The sequence below is a fragment of the Mesorhizobium sp. M1338 genome (assembly GCF_040318045.1).
GTDB lineage: Bacteria > Pseudomonadota > Alphaproteobacteria > Rhizobiales > Rhizobiaceae > Mesorhizobium.
The window spans coordinates 78,175-99,289 of record NZ_JAMYLL010000018.1 but is presented as its reverse complement, the minus strand read 5'-3'; the positions used below and the strand labels follow the sequence as shown (position 1 = coordinate 99,289).

General features: G+C 59.7%; 16 protein-coding genes and 3 pseudogenes. 16 read left to right on the top strand and 3 right to left on the bottom strand.

Annotated elements, in window-relative coordinates:
• Nucleotides 1-540: 540 nt before the first annotated feature.
• Nucleotides 541-994 (bottom strand): annotated as a pseudogene (locus NKH19_RS17925) (transposase); the annotation flags it as partial.
• 309 nt (nucleotides 995-1,303) lie between these two features.
• Here NKH19_RS17925 and NKH19_RS17920 point away from each other — a divergent pair.
• A pseudogene (locus NKH19_RS17920) lies at nucleotides 1,304-2,335 on the top strand (IS110 family RNA-guided transposase).
• Nucleotides 2,336-2,574: 239 nt separating this feature from the next.
• Nucleotides 2,575-2,823, top strand: coding sequence for a LysR family transcriptional regulator (locus tag NKH19_RS17915; RefSeq protein WP_352982540.1), 249 nt, complete (start codon nucleotides 2,575-2,577; stop codon nucleotides 2,821-2,823).
• 306 nt (nucleotides 2,824-3,129) lie between these two features.
• On the opposite strand, the gene NKH19_RS17910 is transcribed toward NKH19_RS17915, so the two are convergent.
• Both NKH19_RS17910 and kce read right to left on the bottom strand, forming a co-directional pair.
• Nucleotides 3,130-4,065, bottom strand: a complete 936-nt coding sequence (locus NKH19_RS17910; RefSeq protein ID WP_352982539.1) for a 3-hydroxyacyl-CoA dehydrogenase NAD-binding domain-containing protein — start codon at nucleotides 4,063-4,065, stop codon at nucleotides 3,130-3,132.
• A gap of 80 nt (nucleotides 4,066-4,145) precedes the next feature.
• Nucleotides 4,146-5,075 (bottom strand): 3,5-dioxohexanoate:acetyl-CoA acetone transferase, encoded by a 930-nt coding sequence (gene kce / locus NKH19_RS17905; RefSeq protein ID WP_352982537.1) that lies wholly within the window; start codon nucleotides 5,073-5,075, stop codon nucleotides 4,146-4,148.
• Between the two features lie 627 nt (nucleotides 5,076-5,702).
• Between kce and NKH19_RS17900 the strand changes: the two genes are divergently transcribed.
• The 14 genes and pseudogenes from NKH19_RS17900 to NKH19_RS17840 all read left to right on the top strand — a co-directional run.
• Nucleotides 5,703-6,635: an IS110 family RNA-guided transposase gene (locus NKH19_RS17900; protein WP_502910966.1), complete on the top strand. Its 933-nt coding sequence runs from the start codon at nucleotides 5,703-5,705 to the stop codon at nucleotides 6,633-6,635.
• On the top strand, nucleotides 6,544-6,843 hold the full coding sequence (locus NKH19_RS33560; protein ID WP_502910965.1) for a transposase: 300 nt from the start codon (nucleotides 6,544-6,546) through the stop codon (nucleotides 6,841-6,843). The genes NKH19_RS17900 and NKH19_RS33560 overlap by 92 nt, the downstream gene beginning before the upstream one ends.
• Nucleotides 6,844-7,744: 901 nt before the next feature.
• Nucleotides 7,745-8,569 carry an enoyl-CoA hydratase-related protein gene (locus NKH19_RS17895; protein WP_352982535.1) on the top strand — a complete coding sequence of 275 codons (825 nt, stop codon included), beginning with the start codon at nucleotides 7,745-7,747 and terminating at the stop codon, nucleotides 8,567-8,569.
• 3 nt (nucleotides 8,570-8,572) lie between these two features.
• Entirely contained in the window at nucleotides 8,573-10,648 is a 2,076-nt protein-coding gene (locus NKH19_RS17890; RefSeq protein ID WP_352982533.1) for an acetate--CoA ligase family protein, read from the top strand.
• Nucleotide 10,649: 1 nt separating this feature from the next.
• Entirely contained in the window at nucleotides 10,650-12,107 is a 1,458-nt protein-coding gene (locus tag NKH19_RS17885) for a carnitine 3-dehydrogenase (RefSeq protein ID WP_352982532.1), read from the top strand.
• Between the two features lie 105 nt (nucleotides 12,108-12,212).
• Nucleotides 12,213-13,133: a beta-keto acid cleavage family enzyme gene (locus NKH19_RS17880; protein WP_352982530.1), complete on the top strand. Its 921-nt coding sequence runs from the start codon at nucleotides 12,213-12,215 to the stop codon at nucleotides 13,131-13,133.
• 45 nt (nucleotides 13,134-13,178) lie between these two features.
• Nucleotides 13,179-14,747: an ABC transporter substrate-binding protein gene (locus NKH19_RS17875; protein ID WP_352982528.1), complete on the top strand. Its 1,569-nt coding sequence runs from the start codon at nucleotides 13,179-13,181 to the stop codon at nucleotides 14,745-14,747.
• Between the two features lie 94 nt (nucleotides 14,748-14,841).
• Complete coding sequence (locus tag NKH19_RS17870) at nucleotides 14,842-15,795, top strand: ABC transporter permease (RefSeq protein ID WP_352982527.1); 954 nt, start codon at nucleotides 14,842-14,844, stop codon at nucleotides 15,793-15,795.
• Nucleotides 15,796-15,958: 163 nt separating this feature from the next.
• Nucleotides 15,959-16,732 (top strand): ABC transporter permease, encoded by a 774-nt coding sequence (locus NKH19_RS17865; protein WP_352982559.1) that lies wholly within the window; start codon nucleotides 15,959-15,961, stop codon nucleotides 16,730-16,732.
• A gap of 4 nt (nucleotides 16,733-16,736) precedes the next feature.
• Entirely contained in the window at nucleotides 16,737-18,431 is a 1,695-nt protein-coding gene (locus NKH19_RS17860) for an ABC transporter ATP-binding protein (protein ID WP_352982525.1), read from the top strand.
• A 243-nt stretch (nucleotides 18,432-18,674) separates the two neighbouring features.
• Nucleotides 18,675-18,980 (top strand): EutQ-related cupin domain-containing protein, encoded by a 306-nt coding sequence (locus tag NKH19_RS17855; protein WP_502910964.1) that lies wholly within the window; start codon nucleotides 18,675-18,677, stop codon nucleotides 18,978-18,980.
• A 54-nt stretch (nucleotides 18,981-19,034) separates the two neighbouring features.
• The gene (locus NKH19_RS17850) at nucleotides 19,035-20,069 is read left to right on the top strand and encodes an oxidoreductase (protein ID WP_352982522.1); all 1,035 of its coding nucleotides are present in this window, start codon (nucleotides 19,035-19,037) and stop codon (nucleotides 20,067-20,069) included.
• A 17-nt stretch (nucleotides 20,070-20,086) separates the two neighbouring features.
• A complete protein-coding gene (locus NKH19_RS17845) occupies nucleotides 20,087-20,137 on the top strand; it encodes a hypothetical protein (protein ID WP_352982557.1) in 51 nt (16 codons plus the stop codon).
• Between the two features lie 140 nt (nucleotides 20,138-20,277).
• Nucleotides 20,278-20,939: pseudogene (locus tag NKH19_RS17840) on the top strand (IS110 family RNA-guided transposase); the annotation flags it as partial.
• Nucleotides 20,940-21,115 lie beyond the last annotated feature (176 nt).

Sequence of the window (21,115 nt, the reverse complement as noted above, 5' to 3'; positions counted from 1 at the left end):
ATGACCCTCAGCTGGATCATCTGAATTGGATGGTGGAACTGAATCAGGCAGAGATGGGTCGCTGGCCGGTGAGGGATCATCCCGTTAAATTCGAGAGATCGCCGGCCTATATCGGTGGGCTCTACAACCGGTCTGGCCCGAATTATGGCCAAGACACTGTTGAGGTACTCTTATGACCGTGGTCAAGAATAATGGATGAACTTTTCCGCCCCATGTCCTTTGTCACACGTTTGTTCATCGTTGATGGGCAGCACGGGGACGGGATGGGCCCTTGAGACGACGGTTGATCCAGCTCTTATCCGCGGGTTGGTTACCGCACTTCCGTAATTCGTCTTGGGCTTTCCCTGTCTAGGTGTCGGGCGTTGGGCGGATGCCCAGCCACATAGTACCACACGGGAATTCCCCACCGTGGCCACATCCCGTCTCCGTGCTGCCCGGGCATTTTCCGCCGGATTGAAGCGGACCTACTTGCTTCAATCCGGCGGCGCCCGTGCCAGGGGTGGGCTTGTCCTGATCTTCGATGCAGAAGCGCGCTGCATTTCAGCGAACCGGTTCGACCTGGTGGCCAATGGCCCACAGGAACGCCGCCATCTCGCGCGCGATCGCCGCAACAACGATGGGTTTCTTCTGCCCGCAGCCATCAGGCGCCGGTAGCGGGCGCACAACCGGGTCTGCGCCTTCCAGGCGATCTCCCGCACCGCCTTCGGCAGCCCCTCGAGCCGGACGCGAATGGGCTCGCTTACCCTGGCGGGATAGCGGTAGGCTCAGGCACCTTCCACCAGGACGCGGCGTGCGCGGCGGTTGCCGGCCAACGTCAGGCCGCCGCGCTTCACCGTGTCGCCGGTCGAGCGATCCGAGGCCACCAGGCCGAGAAAGGCCATCAGCTGCCGCGGACTGTCGAAGCGAGGGACATCGCCGACTTCGCTGACAAGGTGACGGCGACGATGAAGGACACACCACGCAGCGCCTGATAGGCCGCCACCACCGGCGCCACCACCGCCGGCGTCGCCTCGATCTCGCCGAAATAGCGAACCTCCCCATTGCGTCCGCCCGCGGCAATCGTAATCGCGTGCTTGGCTTTCGACACATCGACACCGACGTAAAAACGTTGTCCTCTTCCATGGCTCGTCCTCCGTGCGTGAGGATCGGCTCGGCATTCCCGAGATGGGGTATTCGGCTTGAGCCTCATCTTCGGGCGACCATGGCATGGTGGATAAGGCTTGAAGGTGCCGCGCTTCGCGGCTGATGGTTAAACGTGGTTCTGCATGGCGCAGCCACAAGCATCAGAAGGAGGAAGCGCAGCATGAAACATTATGCAGGATTGGATGTCTCCGTGAAAGAGACCGCAATTTGCATTATCGATGAAACAGGCAAGATCTGATGAAGGTGCCGAGCCATCCCGAGGATCTTGTGCGGGTGCTCTCGGATCCTGCCTGGACCTTTGAGCGGATCGGCCTTGCGGCCGGACCGCTGTCGCTGGCTGTTCAGCGGCATGGCCGAAGCCGGCCTACCGGTGATCTGCATCGAGACCCGCCATACCAAGGCGTTCCTGGAGGCGCAGCCGAACAAATCCGACCGCATTGATGCCCGTGGCGTTGCTCAGATGATGCGGGTCAACCTTTTCCGCCCGGTCCATGTCAAGACGCTGACGAGCCAGAAGCGCCGGGCACTGCTGACGGCGCGCAAGCTCTTGCAGGACAAGGCGATCGCCATCCAGAACGACATCCGCGGGCTATTGCACAACTTCGGCCTCAAGGTCGGCATGCTCGGCGCCATCAAATTCGAGCACCGTATCCGCGAGCTCACCGAAGGCATGCCCGACCTGGCCGAGATCGTCGAGCCGCTGCTCGATGCGCGCCGCAAGCTGCGCGAGAATTTTGCCGCCCTTCACCGCAAGCTTCTGGCGATCGTCCGGGATAACGAGGTCTGCCGGCGGCTGACGACGATACCGGGCGTCGGTCCGGTAGTGGCGCTGGCCTATACCGCGACCATCGACATTCCGGCCCGCTTCCGCAACTCCAAGGCGGTCGGACCGATCTTGGGGCTGACGCCGGTGCTCCATGAGTCGGGCGAAAGCCGCCGCATCGGCCGGATCTCCTGCTGCGGCGATGGCATGATGCGAACGCTGCTTTACGAAGCCGCGCAGACGCTGCTGACGCGCGTGACGAAATGGTCGTGGCTGAGGGCGTGGGCGATGAATGTCGCCAGGCGGCGCGGCCGACAGAAGGCCATTGTCGCATTGGCCCGTCGGCTGGCGGTGATCATGCATCGCATGTGGCGCGACGGCACAGAGTTCCGCTGGACACGACAAGACATCATGCCGAAGGCCGCCTGATCGTGCGCCCGACCATTGCAGCCTGCCGCGGTGCGCGTGGCCCGTCAAGGGCAAGTCGTTGCGCGATGGGCCCGTGGCCCTTGACGACCCACCTGCGCGCGGGCGGCCAGAAGGTCGGGACGAGAGATGGTCGCCAGCAGTCGAACGCGGAGATGAAACAGGATCGCAGCGCCAGCGTGACAAGGATCACCCCATAAGATTCCACCTGCCGGTGGAAAAGGGGCGTCCTTCGCGGGACGATGAATGAGGTGAGTTCGCGAGTGCGGTACTGGAGAGCACCACCGATGAAGTCTTTGCTGGCATTGGAGGCCACCGCGCGCCATGCCAGCTTCTCAGCTGCGGCCAGCGAGTTGAATGTCAATCAATCTGCCATAAGCCACCGCCGCGGAGAGCTTGTGCTGTTGATCGACCGAACGACGCGCCCGATCAGTCTATATATATATATATATATATGGTACTCGGCCCAAGCTTTGACAATCACCTTTTGATGATGCGGGCCGCACTAAGCGGACGCGGGATAGCCCTAGGATGGATTGGGACAGCCGCTGACTTCGTCCGCCAGGGCCAATTGGTCAAGGTAATTGACCTCCCCATTATCCTGCGCGAGGGGCTACACGTCGCATTCCGCCGACAGGATCCGCAGATCGAATGTTTCGTCGACTGGATCACGTCCATGAGTGCCCAGAATCTGAGACCCTGCGCGCAGCCTTTCACAAAATAAGGGAATGATGGCGAGGGGAAATCTACTCCACCGCCGGCCCAACCGTCTTCCCTGCGCTAAACGGCTGGAGGCGTCATTTAGCCCGGAGTGGTGCTATCGCCTTCTGAATACTGGCGATAAGGCCATCACGTTTTGTGGAAAGATCGGCCGGCGATTGCCCGTTGGCTTCTGCCATAACGCCCGAAACAAGCGTTTCCGCCAGCGCCGGGTTCAGGTGAAGTACACCAAGATCGTCCCACCAGCGGTTAAAGCTGTCCGTGTAACGCTCGCAGAACGTTGCGAGGCCGCCCTCACCCGCACCGAGATGGAAAAGCATTGTTGGGCCCATGGCAGCCCAGCGGAGCCCCGGACCGGCCCACATAGCCTTGTCGACGTCCCCGACCGATGCAACACCTGTTTTGACGAGATGGATTGCCTCGCGCCAGACAGCGGCCTGCAAGCGATTGGCGACATGGCCGGGGACTTCGCGATTAACGCGGATGGTAACCTTGCCGACGGCAGCATAGAACCGTTCCGCCGCCTCCACGACACCGTCAGCTGTCCGGTCATTGCCCATGACTTCCACAAGCGGAATGAGATGCGGCGGATTGAAAGGATGCCCAAGGACGAAGCGCGAGGGATCGCGCCAGCCTCTCTGCATCTCCGACAGAGTCAGTCCCGATGCAGAGGTAGCGACCACGGCGCCGGCTGCAAGATGTCTTTCGATTTCACTATAGAGAGCGTGCTTGATCGCGAGCCTTTCAGGGACGTTCTCTTGGACGAATGATGCCCCTTCGACAGCTTCGGCTGCGGATTTGCAGAAGTGGACGTGGTCCGGGTTACCACCGTTGATCAGCCCAATCTCCTCAAGCGTGGGCCACGCCCGCTCGACGTAGTCGCGAACTGCTTTCTCCGCGTGGGGGGAGATATCGTGAACCGCGACCTCGCGGCCCGATGCAAGGAGTAGCGCTGTCCAACTGGCACCGATGACTCCAGCCCCGAGTACGGCCGTCTTCTTAAATTCGAGCATGAGATATCCTAAATTGCGGTTGGGGCATCGACACGTCGGCGGTGAGTGTGTGCTAACGAAGATTGGCGGGATTGGTTTATTTAGAACGCCACATGGTCACCGCCCTTGAGACCAAGACGCTGACGCGCCTCATCTGGAGTCGCAATTGTTCTTCCGAGGTTTTCGACGATGGATCTGATCTTGCGCACCTGTTCGGCGCTCGACTTGGCCTTTTGCCCGGGACCGATGTAGAGGCTGTCCTCCATCCCAACTCGAAGATTGCCGCCGAGTAGCGCCGCTTGAGTCGTGAACGGAATCTGATGCCGTCCTGCGGCCAGCACTGACCATTCGTAGTCGTCCCCAAACAGCTTGTTGGCGATGGTGTGCATATGCACCAGGTTGTCGAAATCGGCACCTACGCCGCCGAGAATACCGAACACCATCTGGACAAAGAAAGGCGGTTTTAGCCAGCCCTGATCGATGATCCAAGCAAGATTGTAAAGATGGCCGAGGTCGTAGCACTCGAACTCGAATTTCGTACCGTGGCCTTCGCCGAGTTCTTTGATCGTGTACTCGATATCCGCGAACGTGTTCCGGAAGATGAAGTCACGGGTGGATTCGAGAAAGGGAGCTTCCCACTCATGCTTCCAGTCCGTGTATTTCTGCATCATCGGAAAGATGCCAAAATTCATCGAACCAACGTTCAGAGATGCCATCTCAGGGCTTGTCCTGGCGGCCGCCCGCAGGCGCTCCTCCCTGGTCATTCCCAGACCACCACCCGTGGAAATGTTTAGGACCGCGTTGCAGGACTGCTTGATGCGAGGCAAAAAGGCCATGAAAAGGTCTGGGTTAGGATCGGGCTTCCCGTTTTCGGGGTTTCGTGCGTGAAGGTGAACGATCGCTGCTCCAGCCTCCGCGGCCTCAATGCTCGCCTGGGCTATTTCGGACGGAGTGATCGGTAGATGCTCGGACATCGTCGGCGTGTGAATACCGCCCGTCGGCGCACATGTGATAATAACAGATTTAGACATGATAGTAGCCTTTGGAGTGTTTGAGCGAGGATGCCTCTGTCAGGCTGCGCTTTGGGCGAATGATGGAGAGACGGGCACAGAGATAGTGCTTAGCGCTGAGCACATCCTCGCGTTTTTTTCGGTTACAAACTGCACAAAAGCTGCCGCAGATTTAACGATTTATGCCTTCGTTTGCAAAAAATCGAGTGGCTGCTGCGACCACGGGCATCCGGCGCTCGCATAACTAATCGCCCATCCCAGGCTGTCAGGCGGACGAGTTGGCCACGCGATCATCCAGCGCGTGGCGCCGACATCTTTAAGATCTGAGCAAGCCACCGGTTACACGGTCGTCTTGCCGGAAGAGGATCGTGTCTCAGGAAGTAGATGCTATGGGCGAGCGGCGAGGGTGAGGCATCCTTCGCTGTTTCAACCACCATCAGAAGGAGGCGGCGACATCGGCAGCCCCTGCTGCGGGCCCGCCAATTGGGTGTGCCTTGTTTTCCCTCTTACCACGTGTGCCGCAGGGCGTCATCGTGCGTGCGCCGTGATGGAGGCGTAGCTGACGGCTTGGTCGCCGCGCTCTCCGGCATGGGGCCGGGCTGATCAGCGTGCCACGTCTGGCAGGCTGATGAGCGGATCATCGCTCATTTGGCTGATGGTTTCCAGATGGGGTGGATGCCAGCCTTCTCCGACGGCATTGCAATGTGCCAAGTTTGTGGTGTTAGCGCCACGCAAGGAGAGGCAGGCATCCATGGAAAAGGTTACATCGGGGTCGATCTGGCAAAGAACGTCTTTCAACTGCACGGGGCGGCAGCTGACGGATCAGTCGTATTTCGTAAGAAGCTGTCGCGCTTGCAGTTTTGCAAATTCATGGCGGGTCATCCGGCATGTGTCGTGGCGATGGAGGCGTGCGCCGGTTCCCATTATTGGGCGCGCGAGATGGTCCGGCTTGGCCATCAGCCGAAGCTGATTGCACCTCGCTATGTCAAAGCGTTCATTAAGCGGCAGAAGAACGACGCAGCGGATGCGGAGGCGATCGTCGAGGCAGCGCAACGGCCAACGATGCGCTTCGTCGAACCAAAAACCGAGGAACAGCAGTCTCGGTCCATACTGTTTCGCACCCGGGAACAGCTGGTCAATCAGCGCACTGAGTTGGTCAACGCATTGCGTGCGCACCTTTATGAGTTCGGCCACATCGCGCCGCAGGGAATTCGTTATCTGAACCGACTTGAATATTTCGTTGACGACGAGCACGCCAATTTGCCTGATCTGGCCCGCGAAATCTGCCGCGATCTGCTGGACCGGATCTACCAGCTAACTGGCCGGATCGACGCACTGAAGAAGAAGATCGATGCTCTGTCGAGGGAAGCTGAGGCATCTCGGCGCTTGCAAACCATGCCTGGCGTTGGCCCAATCGCCCACTGGCGATCGAAACTTTTGCCCCCGATGGAGACGTTCAAATTGTGGCTTCGCCGCCTGGCTTGGGCTCGTGCCGTTGCAGAAATCGACCGGCGGCAAGCAACGACTAGGAAAAACCTCGAAGATGGGCCAATGCGATATTCGACGCCTGCTCATCATTGAAGCCATGGCTGTGGTCCGGATGGGCATCGCGGAAGGGCGCGCCCGAGGGCTCCTGGCTCGCGCGCATGATGCCGAAGAAGCGGCGCATGCTCGTGGCCATTGCGCTGGCCAACAAGATGGCGCGTGGCATCTGGGCCATGCTGACGAAGGAAGAGGATTACCGGAATCCGGCAACGGTGCCTGCATGAGCATTCAGCAGCACACCTGAACCGGGTCCGTCGGGGATGTGAGGAAGGCCTGAACCGCATGGCAAATGATCGATCAGATCGGGATCAGGAAAACCAGAATGACGCACCGAGCCTCGCGCTCGCTTTCTAGATTTGGACCTGATCCGCGTATCACCATACCGGCCCGCGGCAAATCATGGCCGCAACTCAAGGCCTGACACAAGACCGCACTCGATCACGTTCAAAGGTTCAAAATCTTCCTTGCAAAACGGCTGGCATCCACACAAGCGTCATGGAGCGGGCCCGCTGCACGGCCCATTTGATGGCATGGACCGCCCCATTCGGATGTGCGGAAATGGAGGAACATCTACCCCATGACACCAAAAGGAGCCCTCCTGCGACGCGATCCTGAATGTTTTCACGGGAGGAGGCCTTGGGAACTCAGGATGCTCGCGGTGAAACAGCTTCAGCGGGGCAGCAGCCACTAGTTTGTTACTAGCCAAATTGCAGTAGATCGTCAGCGCGTTGCGCGTTTTGACAGGCGCAGGGCGCCGCTCTTATTGGCCAACTGGTTCAGCCAATTGCTCGACGTCGCCATAATAGATCTTGCCCTCACCCAGTCGTCAGGCTGATCGGGAGCGTCGTGCGGTCCATCAGTTGGACACCGAGAAGACCTCGGCGGCGGTGACGGTATGGCTGTTAGCGAATTGGCTGACATTCAACTCCTCGGCCGCAGCCGAGAAGCTGGCGTGGCGCGAGGTGCCCTCCTCCCACCGCCAGCAATGATCTATGAGCGGGATGTGCCTTCCAGTATCGCACTATGAATTCTCTTCATGTCACGATGAATCGAAACAAGATTGTTTTGGGTCGCACGGAGCCGCATTTAGGGGAACTTTACATGACGTAAGGGGTGGTCCCCCAATCCTAGCATGAGGCAACCTAATGATCGGCACATCAGCGCGGCTAAACGTAACTATCAATGGCACGGTTCTCGAAGTGGCCATGAAGCGACCGCCTGTCAATGCGATCAATCTTTCGCTGAGCCGCGAGATGTATGGCGTTTTTTCTCAGTTCAATGACGATCCAGATCTGCGAGTGGCCATTCTGTCCAGTGGCGGCAATGCGAAAAACATTTTCTCAGCGGGCTGGGACCTGAAAGCCTTCGTGGCAGGCGAAAGCGCCCATGCGGAGCAGGGCTTCGATCTTGGGCCAGGCGGGCTGGGCGGGTTGCCCGAATTCTTCGGCCTTTACAAACCGGTAGTCGTCGCCGTGGCCGGGGGGGCGATCGGTGGCGGCTTCGAGCTTGCGCTTGGCGGTGATGTGATCGTCTGTGCCCAGGACGCTTATTTCTGGTTACCCGAAATGCAGCGCGGCTTCCTACCGGATGGGGGTGCAATCCAAAAATTGCATCATCGTATTCCATTCAACGTATCGATGGATCTGATCCTGACAGGTCGCAAGATGTACGCCGATGAAGCCAAGCATTGGGGTCTCGTGCGTGATGTCGTACCCGCCGATAAGTTGATGGATCACGCTCGCGAGATTGCCGCCACTATCGCGCAAGGCGCGCCGTTGGTTGGCACCGCACTCAAAGAATATATGCGCCATTACGCCCATGCCTCCGTCGAGGCGTCTCACGCTGCGGTGCGCCGCGCGTGGGTCGGCAAAAGTGATATGCCAAATTATGAGCGGATGCTGCGTTCTGATGATTTCCGTGAAGGCTCGCTAGCCTTTGCCGAAAAACGCTATCCGGCATTCAAGGGCTAAGCCATGACACATCGACTTACCCCGATGTTCGAGGCCCGCTCGATGGTTGTGGTCGGTGCCTCAGCCAAAGCCGGATCGTTTGGCGCACGTCTGGCAATCTCCACGCTTTCGCGGGAATTCGCTGGCCCGATCAGCTTCGTAAATCCGCGCGGCGGTGAAATTATGGGTCGTGAGGCGCTGACCTCGATCCGCGATCTCGATCATGCGCCGGATGTAGCGGTGCTTGGTGTCGGCCGCGCCAATCTTGAGGGCGCGCTTATAAATGCGATCGAAAAGGATGCTCGCTCTGCGGTCATTTTCGATACGTGTCATGGCGAAGCCTCCGACGGCAGCCCGATGCTGACGCGGCTGCGCGCTATTGCCGCCGAAGCGGGCATTCCGGTCTGCGGCGGTTCGGGCATGGGATTCATCAATACCCGCAGTGGTGCGGTCGCCAGCTTCTATCCGGCCGGTCATTTGAAGCCGGGGGGGATTTCGCTTATCGCGCATTCCGGCAGCGTATTCACCGTTCTGGGCATGAACGATCCTCGTTACCGCTTTGATCTAATGGTCTCACCTGGTCAGGAGATTGGCGCGACTATCGATGAATACATAGCCTACGCGGCCACCCGCGAAACCACCCGCACTATCGCGGTCTTTATGGAAGCGGCGCGCAATCCTCAGGGGCTAATCGACAGCCTGAACCTTGCACGATCGCGCGACATTCCGGTTGTCGTTTGCAAGGTGGGGCGGACGGAAGAAAGTGCCCGACTTGCCAGATCGCACACAGGGGCGCTGGCCGGTTCGAACGCAGCTTATGAAGCGGTGTTCGAAGAATGTGGAGCGATCATGGTCGATACGATCGATGATCTGATGAATACGGCGCTCCTCTGTTCGACAGGCCGAAAGCCTGGTCCCGGCGGCGTAGGTCTGGTGACCGACAGTGGCGGTCTGCGCGAATTGCAGGTCGATTTGGCCAGCGAGATGCGAACGCCGCTCGCCGTCTTAAGCGAGGCGACGCGTGAGGCGCTCCGCGCTGCGCTGCCGCCGGAACTCGAACCCTCCAATCCGCTTGATTGTGCTACGGATTTGACGGATGACTTCCCGAAGGTTTTCGAGCGCGGCCTCGGCATTCTCTCTGGGGCCCCGGAAGTCTCAATGCTGGGTCTCGAAGCGGATTTCCGTGACGATTACATTTATCAGGAAGGTGTCTTCGCATTAGCCAAGGCGTTACCGAAGCTGACCGCCAAGCCCTGCTTCGTTTATACTAGCTTTGGTCAGGCAAATAACCGTCGTCTTGGGGGTGAACTGGCCGATCTTGGCGTTCCCTGCCTAAACGGCGCCGAAGCCACGATGGCTGCGGTGCGGAGGTTCCAAGCTTGGGCCAATCAGCCGGACGAAACCGCCGCTCCTCCAATGAAGACGCCTGATGAGGCGATGCTCGCCCGCTGGAGCGCGAAGCTTTCCGGACCGATGGATGAATTTGCGAGTCTGGACTTGCTGCACGCCTTTGGCATCAAGACGGCGCAAAGCGTGATTTGCGAAGACGTCGCAGAGCTCCAGGAAGCGGCGGGTCGGCTAGGCTTTCCCCTTGTGTTAAAGACTGCCGCGGGTATCGACCATAAAAGTGACGCTGGCGGCGTCGTCGTAAACCTACGCGATCTAAAAGCACTCGAGGCAGCCTACGCGGACCTGTCGCGGCGGCTTGGCTCGCGTGTAATTGTGCAAAAGATGACCGAAAAGGGGATCGAGCTGGCCTTTGGCTGCGTCATGGATCCGGATTTTGGACCGCTAATCATGGTCTCGCCGGGCGGAACTCTGGTCGAGCTTTTCGACGAACGCCGCTTTGCCCGGGCGCCGTTCGGACCGGAAAAAGCCGAGGCGATGATCCGGGGCCTCAAAGTGGCGCGGCTGATCGATGGGGTGCGCGGTGATGCGCCACGTGACATGAAGGCGGCGGCCCGCGCCCTCAGCGCCTTTTCAAAGCTTTGCGCCGGCCTCAGCACCCGGATCGCTGAGATTGACGTCAATCCGGTGATGGTCACCGAGTCCGGTGCAATCGCCGTTGATGCGCTAATTTTGTCGAAGAAGGTGGCGTGACATGAAGGTCGCGATTATCGGGTGCGGCGTGATAGGTGCCGGCTGGGCGGCGCGGTTCCTGCTGAACGGTTTCGATGTCTGCGTCTTCGACCCGTCGCCCGAGGCCCCTCGCAGGATGCAGCAGGTGCTGGCCAATGCCCGGGCCAGTCTTCCCGCCCTTTACGACCGTATGCTGCCCTTGCCGGGGAAGCTGAGCTACGCGAATACTGTCGTCGACGCGGTGACCGGGGCCGGCTGGGTTCAGGAAAGCGCTCCGGAACGGCTGGAACTCAAGCGAGGTCTTTACGCAGCGATCGAGCCGCATTTGAAGGACGGGGCTGTTTTTGCCTCCTCGACTTCAGGCTTTCGCCCAAGCGAGTTGCAAAAGCTATGCGCGATACCCGGGCGGCTGATCGTCGCGCATCCGTTCAACCCGGTTTATCTGCTGCCATTAGTCGAAATCGTCGGATCCGATACTACACCCGCCCCTACGAAAGCGCGCGCGGCGGAAATCCTGACCTCGGTCGGTATGCATCCACTGGTGCTTGATCGGGAAATCGACGGCTTTATAGGCAACCGCCTGCAGGAAGCTGTTTGGCGCGAAACACTGTGGCTGGTGAAAGACGGTATCGCGACCACCGCCCAGATCGATGAGGCGATCCTTTATAGCTTTGGCCTTCGCTGGGCGCAGATGGGGCAGTTCGACTCCTACCGTCTGGGCGGCGGGGAAGCCGGGATTCGCCATTTCCTCGCGCAATTCGGGCCGTCGCTGGCGGAGCCCTTGACGCATTTGATGGATGTGCCCGAGCTGGACGATGCACTGATCGAGCGCATCGCCAGCCAATCCGATGCACAGGCGAACGGGCGTAGCATCGTACAGATGGAGCGGGCGCGCGATGCCAGCCTGGTCGCGTTAATCCGGGCGCTGAAGGCGGAGCGGGTCGGGGCGGGCGGCACCGTCCGAACCCATGAGGCAGGGCTGGCCTTCCGCCAGGATGATGAGGTGCTTCTCCTTACCGCGCGGCGTGTCATTCCGCCGACCTGGACAGATGCGAATGGCCATATGAACGAGGCGCATTACCTAGAGGTCGCCTCGAATGCCACGGATACGCTGACCGAAAGCTGTGGCGTCACCGCCGAATATATCGCTGCCGGCCGGAGCCATTTCACGGCAGAAAGCCATATCCGGTATCTGGCCGAACTGCATCAGGGCGACGAGATCACCGTAAGAACGCAGGTGCTTTATGCCAGCGGCAAGAAAACGCATATTTTCCATCGGTTCCTCGCACCGGATGGCAGGCTTGCGGCGACGGTGGAGGTGATGATCCTGCATGTTGATCTGGCCACCCGCGCGGTGTGCCCGCCTTTGCCGCACGTGGGGGCGGCGCTAGAGCGGCTGGCTGCGGCCCATGCGACCCTGCCCCGGCCCGAAGGCGCCGGGAATGCTATTCGCGATCTGCGCCCTAAGGAGGTGGCATAACCGCAGCCTCGCGCCCAATCGCTTGGAAGGCGGCATCGTGACCAAAGGAAAACTAGCTGCCAGCGTGACGCGGAGCGAATCACCAGCCAGAGGAACCATGCTGAAATGCCGTTGGAAATGAACCGCGATGTTTTTATCACCTGTGCTGTCACCGGCTCGGGCAATACGCAGGACAGATCCCCGCACGTTCCGCGCAGCCCGAAACAGATCGCCGGTGATGCCATAGCGGCGGCGCGGACGGGCGCGGCGGTGGTGCATTGCCATGTCCGCGATCCCGAAAACGGCAAGCCTTCTCGTGATCTGGCGCTTTACCGTGAGCTGACCGACCGGATCCGCAGCGCGGATGTCGATGTCGTGCTGAACCTGACCTGCGGCATGGGCGGGGATCTGGTGCTGGGTTCAGAGGATCAGCCGCTGCCCTTCGACGCTACAGGCACCGATCTGATCGGCGCGGGCGAGCGGCTGGCGCATATTGTGGAATGCCGCCCGGAAATCTGCACCATCGATTGCGGATCGATGAATTTCGGCGATTCCGATCTGATCATGGTCAACACGCCGGGAATCCTGCGGGCCATGGGCCGGATCATCGCGGATTTGGGAGTGCGGCCGGAACTGGAAATATTCGATACCGGCCATCTGTGGTTCGCGAAGCGGATGCTTTCCGACGGGGTGATCCCGTCTCCGGCGCTGATTCAGCTTTGCATGGGAGTGCCATGGGGTGCTCCCAATGACCTGAATACCCTCATGGCGATGGTGAACGCAATGCCGCCGGATTGCACGTGGTCAGCCTTTTCGCTGGGGAGGGACCAGATGCCCTTTGTCGCCGCGGCAATCCTCGCCGGTGGCAACGTCCGAGTCGGCCTTGAGGACAATCTGTACCTCGATAGGGGACGATTAGCGACCAATGCAGAACTGGTTGCGCGCGCCGCCGATCTGGTCGGGGCATTGGGCGTCCGCCTTCTCGGCCCGGCCGAGGTTCGAAACATGCTCGGTCTGGGCCGGCAGAACCCACTTCCGCCGGACTGAACTCGGACCGGCGTAAGCACTGAAACCACCAGAGAGGAGATAAAAATGAAAAATGAATACGACACGACAACCCCGAATTCCGGCCTTACTCGCCGCTCCGTGCTGATTGGGGCAGCGGCAGGTTTCGCGATCACTGCGGGCGGCCTCCTGATGCCGCTTTCCGCCCGCGCTGCGCCGCGCAAAGGCGGCAAGCTGCGCTTCGGGGTGGGCGGCGGCTCGACGTCCGATACGCTGGACCCGCGGAACTGGACCGATATCTTTATGTATCTAATCGGTTGCTCGGTGCGCGGCAATTTGGTCGAGGTTCTGGCCGATGGCATTATAGCCCCAGAGATGGCCGAATCCTTCGAGCCATCGAATGGACATGCCACCTGGGCCTTCCGTCTTCGCAAGGGCATCCAGTTCAGCAATGGCAAACCCGTTACCCCTGAGGATGTCATCGCGACGGTGAACCTGACACGCAAGAGCCACAGCGCATCGGGCATGACCGCGCTGTTTGCCCAGATCACAGATATCAAGGCCGATGGTCCCGAGACGGTGGTCTTCACGCTGGAAGCCGGCAATATCGACTTTCCTTTCGCGCTCGCCGACTACACCATGGGCATCATGCCGTTCGAGGACGGCAAGCCGGTGTTTGACGTAGGTGCAGGTCCCTATCTGCTGCGCAACTTCCAAGCCGGTATCGGCGCAACGCTGGAGCGCAATCCGGATTCGTTCAAACAGGGCAATTTCGATTCCGTAGAACTGATTAGTATAGCCGATCCCGTCGCTCGGCAAAGCGCGCTGGTCTCGGGCGAAGTCGACCTGATCAACCGTGTCGATCCCAAGACCGCTCAGCTGCTGAAGCGCTCGCCGAATATCTTCGTCGGCAATACCCCCGGCCGCCGCTATTACGCTTTCACTGCAAATGGCTCGCTCGACCCCTTCGTCAACGTCCATGTGCGTCAAGCGCTCAAATACGGCGTCGAACGTGAGGAGCTCGTGAAAAAGATCCTTTACGGCTTCGGCAGTGTCGGGAATGACCAGCCTATCTCCCAAGATTACCGCTTCCACAATCCCCATATCGCGGCGCGCAGCTATGATCCCGACAAGGCGCGCTTCCATCTGAAAGCGGCCGGGATGGACAGTATCAATGTGAAGCTCAGCACTGCGGATGCGGCCTACACCGGCGCGGTCGATGCCAGCTTGCTTTACGCGGAACAAGCGGCCAAAGGTGGTATCAACATCACCGTCGACCGCAGGCCGAATGATGGCTACTGGAGCCAAGTCTGGATGAAGACACCGTTCTTCACCAGCTATTGGGGCGGGCGTCCCACCGAGGATGCGATTCTGACCATGGCGTGGTCGAAGGCCTCGGATAGCAATGAATCGGGGATGAGCGATCCTCGGGTCGAGGATCTGACCAAGGCGGCGCGTCGCGAGGGTGACGAGGCGAAGCGGCGTCAGATCTACGGCGACATTCAGCAGTTGGTCAGCGACGAGTACAGTGTCGTCATCCCAATGTTTGCCGATTTTGTTTTCGCGGCGAACAAATCGGTGGTTCCGAGCGACCGCGTTTCCGGGATCGCGGAGATGGACGGCGCGCGCTGCCTGGAACGCTGGTCCTTCGCCTGACTCTTCGGGATCGCAATCTGAAATCGGGGCGTGGCGGAGAGCAGGAGGCACTCCGCCACGCTGGCGTATCTGAGGATGTCCGCGGGAAAGGCAAATGCGCAAAATCGGTAATCTGATACTCCAACGACTGGCTCTGGGCTTGGTCACACTTTTCCTCGTATCGCTGGTGATCTTTTTGGCGGCCGAGTTGCTCCCGGGGGATATTGCCGAAGCGATGCTGGGTCAGTCTGCTACGCCGGAAACGCTCGCCTCTCTGCGCCTAGAGCTCGGCCTCGATCAGCCAGCCTATATTCGCTATATGCACTGGCTCGGTGGTGCGGTAACGGGGGATTTCGGTAAATCCCTTGCCACCGGCAGGCCGATCTCCGAATTGCTGCATCCGCGGCTGGAGAATACGTTCTTTCTGGCGACCTACAGCATCGTCCTTGCAGTCCCCCTCGCCATCGGCCTTGGGGTGCTTACGGCGCTTTTACGCAACACGCTACCGGACCGGCTGCTGAACGGCGTTGCCCTGACTGCGATCTCCTTCCCAGAATTCTTCGTCGCCTATATCCTGATCTGCGCGCTGGCCCAGACCGGGATCTTCCCCTCGATGACGCGGCTGACACCGGGAGGAGGGCTTGGCGGCTATCTCTACAGCGCCTTCTTGCCGGCGCTGACCCTCACCATGGTGGTTACCGCCCATATGATGCGGATGACACGGGCCGCGATCATCAATCTGCTTGCCTTGCCCTATATCGAAATGGCGTGGCTGAAAGGGATGACATCTTCGCGCGTCATCGTAATTCACGCGCTGCCGAACGCCTTGGCCCCGATCATCACTGTGGTCGCGATCAACATCGCCTACCTGATTACCGGTGTCGTCATAGTAGAGGTCGTCTTCGTCTATCCGGGCCTCGGGCAGCTGATGGTGGATTCGGTCTCGCGACGCGACATGCCAGTGGTGCAATCGATCGCCCTGATCTTTGCTGCCACCTATGTGCTGATCAATCTGCTGGCGGATGTGCTGTCGATCCTGACGAACCCGCGACTGTTGCACACCAAGTGAAGGGGCTTTTCCAATGACACCTGTCATGTTCCTGACTTGGGGAGCCCTTGCAATCGTTTTCGGTACGATGGCCGGATGGTCGTTTCGCTGGATCCTGACGCGCTGCACCACCGGCTATGTCAGGATCGCGGTCCGCCAGGCGCCGGTTGCCGCCTCTTTTGGCATGCTGATCATCCTGCTCTATGTCGGCGGCGCTATTCTCGCCCCGCTAATCGCGCCGTTTGCCGAACATGAGGTGGTGGCCGATCAGTTCATGCCATGGAGCGCGACCAATTTGCTTGGCACGGACAATCTGGGCCGTGACATGTTCACCCGGCTAATCTATGGCGCACGCAATACCGTAGGTATCGCGTTCGCCGTCACGGTGATCGCCTTCGTGCTTGGCTCAACCTTCGGATTGCTGGCCGCGACGGTGGGCGGCTGGGTCGATCAGCTTTCCAGCCGCTTTGTCGATGTGATGATGGCGATTCCGGCGCTGATCTTCTCGCTGCTGCTGCTGACTATCTTCGGCACATCGATAATTTCGCTGGTGCTGGTAATTGCCGTGATCGATTCAACCCGCGTGTTCCGGGTGGCACGGGCGGTGGCGCAGACCATCGTCACGATGGATTTTGTCGAGGCGGCCCGGCTGCGTGGCGAAAGCCTGTTCCGTCTGGTATTCCGCGAGGTCCTGCCCAATGCGCTGGCACCGCTGATCGCCGAGTTCGGCCTGCGCTTCTGCTTCGTCTTCCTATCGATCTCGGCGCTGTCCTTCCTTGGAGTCGGGATACAGCCGCCGATGGCCGACTGGGGCTCGATGGTGCGTGACAATGCGGCGCTGATCACCTTCGGCGATGTGACCCCGCTTCTGCCCGCTGGGGCCATCGCGCTGCTTGCGGTCGCCGTGAATTTCGTGGTCGACTGGTTCTTGCATCTCGCCAGCGGGCTGAAGGAGTAGGCCAATGCCGGATATGTCCACGGATACCCCGCTTCTGGTAATGAAAGACGTTCATATCGAGGCCCGGTCGAACGATATCTGGACGTCGGTCGTGGACGGTGTCGATCTGACGTTGAGAAAAGGCGAAGTGCTCGGGCTGATCGGTGAATCCGGCGCGGGCAAGTCGACGTTGGGCCTTGCCGCCATGGGCTTTGCCCGCGACGGATGCCGGATCTCGGGCGGATCGATCCATTTCGACGGGATCGATCTGCGTGGCCAGTCGGAGGCCGCGCATCGCGCCATCCTCGGACGCCGGATTGCCTATGTGGCGCAATCGGCGGCGGCCAGCTTCAACCCGGCCCACCGGCTGATCTCGCAATATATCGAGGGGCCGGTGCAGCATGGCGTCATGCAACGCGATGAAGCGATTCGGGATGCTTTCGACCTCTATCGCCGTATGCAGCTGCCCGATCACGAACGGATCGGCTTTCGTTATCCGCATCAGGTTTCTGGCGGCCAGTTGCAGCGCGCCATGACCGCCATGGCCATGTCATGCCGTCCCGACCTGATCATCTTCGACGAGCCGACGACGGCGCTGGATGTGACCACTCAGGTCGAGGTGCTGTCGGCGATACGAGACATTGTCAAGCAATATAATACGGCGGCGATCTATATCACCCATGACCTGGCGGTGGTGGCACAGATGGCGGACAGGATCAAAATCCTGCGGCACGGACGTGAGGTTGAAGAGGCTGACACTGCGGAAATGGTAAACGCCCCGCGTGAGGACTATTCCCGTTCGCTCTGGGCCGTGCGCGATTACAGCAGGCCGGAGCGCCCCGAGGTCACGTCGACCGGAAAGCCGCTCCTGGCCATCCGAAATGTCAGCGCGGCCTACGGGCACGTCCTGTGTTTGCAGGATATCAATCTTGATTTCCGCAATGGACGCACCGTCGCGATAGTTGGCGAAAGCGGGTCGGGGAAATCCACGTTAGCCCGGGTAATTACCGGCCTCACGCCGCCGTCGCAAGGAAGTATTCGTTTGGCGGGCGACGAATTGCCCGCCAGTTATCGGAAGCGCAGCCGCGATCAGCTTCGCCGGGTGCAGATGATATACCAGATGGCGGATACAGCACTGAATCCCAAACTGCGGATTGGTGAACTGATCGGGCGCCCGGCGCAGATGTACTTAGGTTTACGCGGACAGGCCCTGACCAGCCGCGTGCGGGAATTGCTTGATCTGATCGGACTCGAGCCGGACAGTTTCATAAACCGGCTGCCTTCGGAACTTTCAGGCGGGCAAAAACAGCGCATCGGGATAGCCAGGGCGATTGCCGCAGAGCCCCAACTGATCATTTGCGATGAAGTGACTTCCGCTCTTGACCAGATTGTAGCCGAGGAAATTCTAAAACTTCTCGACAATCTGCAATCCCAGCTTGGTCTGGCCTATATGTTTATCACTCATGATATTTCGACCGTCCGCGCAATCGCCGATGATGTCGTGATAATGCGTGCCGGTCGCATTGTGGAGGCCGGCCTGAAGGGCAGGGTGCTGGATTTTCCTGAATCGCCTTATACCCGCACATTGCTTGGCTCAGTGCCGGAACGCGATCCGAGTTGGTTGACGAGGCTGTGCAGTTCTCGCCTGATACAGCCTGGAAGAGGGCTATCGGCGGCGCCCTCCAATGTCGGTAAGGAAGCGGATACGACCATCGGATAAGGCCGTATCGCCGACCCCCTAGGTCCCTATCGTTTTACACGGTCAGCAGCATCCACTCCGGGAATGCTCAAATACCGAACCGGCCGGTGAGGTTGAAATAGGCTCTTTACTGAAGGACCTAATGCAAATGCGGAATTTGGTAGACTCAGGGGGTAGAACTTGTTTGGCATAATACACTTCAAGGCCGGTAATCGCGACTTCGAGGCATATGGCGACGAGCCGCAAAGGGCATAGAGAAGCCGTTTGGTCGGTCCGGAAATCAGCAAGTCAATGGGTGCGGGCATCGCCCGGTTCGACGAATGTTCGATCGCGTGGACCGTTCTTTATGATGAGCTGATTGTAACGCTCGAAGGCAATTTCAGATTGCGCGTGGGCGACGAGGTATTCAACTGCGGCCCCGGCGACGTGCTCTGGGTGCCCGAAAATACACCGCTGCATTATGAAGGCACGAACGCAATCGTATTTTACCATTGTCGCCCGTCGATTGGAAACAGCGCGCGCGGGATGAGCCACATGGTAGGCTTTTCTCAAGACTTTTCTCGCCCTTGAAAGTTCGCGGAAAGACTATCCGGAACCGCATACTATCACGGTCATGACACGACCATGCCTACAGATGCCTTAATAAACACAGAGTTGATCGCCTATCATCAGGCCCGTGCAAAAGGTGGGGTAGGTCTGATCGTCACGCAGGTGGCTGGTGTGCATGAAACTGCGCGCTATACCTCGCATATGCTGATGGCCACTGAAGACACCTGCATTGAGGGTTACCGACAGCTTGCCGATGTATGCCATGTGGAGGACTGCACGGTCTTCTCGCAGCTTTTCCATCCCGGCCGCGAAATTATGGAAAGCGCGGATGGTCTGCTTGCCCTAGCCTATGCGCCTTCCGTCTCCCCTAACGAGCGTTTCCATGTGATGCCTCGCGCACTAGAGGAGGATCTTATCGACGAGATCGTGGCAGGCTATGCGGCGTCCGCACGTCGCATGTTCATGGCAGGCCTGGATGGTGTGGAATTCGTCGCAAGCCACGGATACCTGCCGATCCAGTTCCTGAATCCTGAAGTCAACCAGCGGACAGATGAATACGGGGGCTGCTTTGACAATCGGCTGCGGTTTTTCCGCGAAGCCCTTGCAGCTATGCGTGCACAAACGGACGAAAACTTTGTCATCGGTATGCGGATCAGCACAGATGACCGCGACGATACCGGGCTAGAAAGTGACGATGTTCTAGCATGTTGCGTCGCGCTGGAACCGCTTCTGGACTATGTTAGCGTGACCGCAGGGACCTCTGCTACCATCGGAGGTGCCGTCCGTATCGCGCTGCCGATGGCCTGTCCAAGCGGGTATCTTGCCAATGACGCTAAACGGTTTACGGACCGGCTGGGTATTCCCGTTTTTGTCACGGGAAGGATCAATCAACCGCATGAAGCCGAGGCGATTATTGCAGGAGGTTTTGCGGACATGCCCGCGATGAGCGTCCCGACGACATCCGGGCTTGTATTGGCTGCAATCAGGCATGCATCGGCCATTTTCACCGCGACTATCCGATCTCTTGCATTCAACATCCAGAAACCGGCCGGGAACTTCACTACGGCACGCTGCCTCGTGCCGAAAGATCCCGTCGCATCATCGTTATAGGCGGCGGCCCAGGCGGGATGAAAGCAGCAATCACAGTGGCCAAGCGTGGACATCAGGTCACCCTTTAGGAAGGAGAAAGCCAACTAGCCGCCTTGATGCACGGCGATGAGATTTTGGCGGCCTGAAGCGGCGATGTGGCCGCTGTTGGGCGCTTTTCCGCGAACCTCGTCAGGCGCCGGCGGTGATCCGTCGTGATGGCAGGTGGGGTTTGCAGGCGCGCAAGCTCTTGCAGGAAAAGCCATTGCCGTCGAGAACGACATCAGCGGCTTGCTGCGCAATTTCGGGTTCAAAGTCGGCAAAGTCGGAGAAGCCGGCTTCGCGGCGCGTATCCGCGAGCTCACCGACGGCATGCCCGATCTGGCCGATATCATCGAACCGCTGCTCGAGGCGCGCGCCAAGCTGCGCCCGAATTTTGCCGCCCTGCACCGCAAGGTTCTGACGATCGTCCGGGATGACGAGAATTGCCGCCGACTGATGTCGATTCCCGGTGTCGGCCCGGTCGTGGCGCTGGCCTACACCGCGACCATCGACGTGCCGGCCCGCTTCCGCAATTCGAAAGCGATCGGGCCGATTTTAGGCTTGACGCCGGTGCTCAACGAGTCGGGCGAAAGCCGCCGCATCGGTCGGATCTCGCTGTGCGGCGACCGCATGATACGAACGCTGCTCTACGAGGCCGCGCAGACCCTGCTGACACGGGTGACGAAATGGTCCTGGCTGAAGGCCTGGGCGATGAACGTCGCCAAGCGGCGCGGCCAACAGAAGGCCGTTGTTGCGCTCGCCCGTCGGCTGGCGGTGATCATGCACCGGATGTGGCGCGACGGCACGCAGTTCCGCTGGACCAGGACGGAAATCATGCCGGTCGCCGGCTGACCGCGTCCCGACCAGCGTCCAGCATGCCGCCGTGCTCGTGCCCGTCAAGGCAAGTCGCTGCGCGATGGGCCCCTGCGGTCCCACCCTTGACGATCATTGCGCGCGGCGGCCAGTGTCGAAGCAGGTCGGGACGAGGAGAGGTCGCCCCATCGGCCCGAACAAGGAGATAGATAGGG